We start from the raw sequence: 1806 nt of genomic DNA, 5'->3' as shown, positions 1-1806 counted from the left end.
GGCGGCGCCGCCGCCGTCGCCCGAGGCGCTGGCCCGGGTCGGTCGCCTGGTGCGGCACTTCGGCGTGTGGCTGCTGGCCGGCGTCGCCGTGACCCTGCTGCCGCTGCCGTGGCGCTTCGCCGCGATCGCGTTCCTGGTCGGTGCCGTGGTCACCGGCGTCCGTGCGCTGCGCGCCGTGCTCCGGTCGGGGCTGCGGGGCGGCGTGGGGGCCATGCTCGTCGCGGGGCTGCTGATGACGGGCCTGGTGCTGGTCGGGTCGCTCGGCTCGCTGGCGACCTGGCGGATCGACGCGGACCGGCAGGCGTGCCTGCAGGGTGCGCTGACGCGGTCGGCCGAGGCGGCGTGCGAGCGCGCCTACGACGACGCGGTCGGGGACCTGACGAACCGCCTGACCGGCGGCCGCGGCTGAAGCCCCTGCCGCCGGACCACCCCCGCCCGGCGGCGGCGAGCAGGCCCGGCCCGGCCGGTCAGTCCCGGCGGGCCCGCCCCGCCGTGGCCGACCACACCCGTCGCGCCGCGCCGGCGACCGCCGCGCGCACGTGCCGGTCGCCGGGCAGCAGCACCACGAGCGCACCGACCGCCACCCCGCCGGCCACGGCGAGCGCGACGAGCACCGGCTCCGGCCCGAGCTGGGTCATCCGCCCCGGTCCGATGCCCCCGCGCGAGAGCGCCGCGAGCACCAGGGCGCCGAACCCCGCGGCCGCGGCGGACACCAGCCCCGCGACCGGGGCGTCGAGGGCACGCTCGGTGACCAGCCGGCGGCGCAGCACCAGCGCGGCGGCGGCCCCGGCGAGCAGCGTGACGACCGGGACGGCGACGAGCACCCCGCCCGCGACGTCCGGGGCCGGGAGCGCCCCGAGCAGGGGCACCGCCGGCAGCGCACCCGCCTGCACCCCGCCGACGGCGAACGACGTGCCCGTGCCGACCGCGAACCCGGGGCCCGCGAGCCAGGCGAACGCCCAGAGCACCAGCGTCGGCGCGTACGCGAGCTCCCCGACGGCGAGCACCACGCCGCCGACCGCGTCGAGCCGCAAGCTCCCGACCACCTCGGCGACGGCGCTGCGGCCGGTCACCACCCAGAGCGTGGCGAGGGCGGCGGCGAGCAGCACCAGCGTCGCGAGCGCGGTCGTGCCGGCGGCGATCCCGTGCGCGACGGGCTCGGGCAGCCGGGACCGCACCGGCTCCACGACGTCCCGGAACCGGGGCGCCTCGGGGCGGCGCAGCAGGCCGGCGCCCAGGCCGGTCGCGGCGACCACCGCCCCGCCGAGCAGCCCGGTCCCCAGGTGCAGCAGCGGCACCCCGGTGGCCAGCCCGACGACGAGCACCACCCCCAGGTACGCGCCGACGCCGGCGCCGAACGCCGACCGGGTGGCGTAGCCGGAGCGACGCGCGGACGCGTAGCAGCCGAACACCGCGAGCGCGGTCAGGCCCAGCGGCACCAGCGTCATCGACGGGGCGGCGGTCATCGGGACGCCGTGCCCGAGCAGCCACAGCCCGGCGGCCACCTCGACCGCGCGGGTCCACGGGATGCCCGTCGTCGCCGGGGCGGCGGAGGTGGCGACGTAGGCCGCGATCGCCGGCAGCACGACGACGAGGAGCGAGAGCAGCGCCGCCTGCAGCCCGGCGAGCATGCCGCCGACCCACCGCGGGGCGCCGTCGAGGTCGCTGACGAAGAACCGCGGCGAGGCGCCGTCGTCCACGACGCGGCGCCGGGACCGGCCGGAGCCACCCGGGCCCGGGCCACCCTGGCCCGGGCCACCCTGGCCCGCGCCCCCGGGGCCCCCCGGGCCGGCGCCGCGGCCCCCG

General features: G+C 80.7%; 2 protein-coding genes. One reads left to right on the top strand and one right to left on the bottom strand.

Annotated features, from left to right (window positions below; all coding sequences use genetic code 11):
• Positions 1-409 (top strand): hypothetical protein (locus FA014_RS20375; RefSeq protein WP_195969395.1); only part of this gene is annotated, 409 nt, incomplete at its 5' end.
• Positions 410-467: 58 nt separating this feature from the next.
• On the opposite strand, the gene FA014_RS19345 is transcribed toward FA014_RS20375, so the two are convergent.
• Positions 468-1806, bottom strand: a 1339-nt coding sequence (locus FA014_RS19345) for a cell division protein PerM (protein WP_230323451.1), incomplete at its 5' end; no start/stop codon positions are given.

The organism is Cellulomonas hominis (assembly GCF_005239125.1).
Taxonomy (GTDB): Bacteria; Actinomycetota; Actinomycetes; order Actinomycetales; family Cellulomonadaceae; genus Cellulomonas; species Cellulomonas hominis_A.
This window is presented reverse-complemented; position numbering and strand designations above follow the sequence as displayed.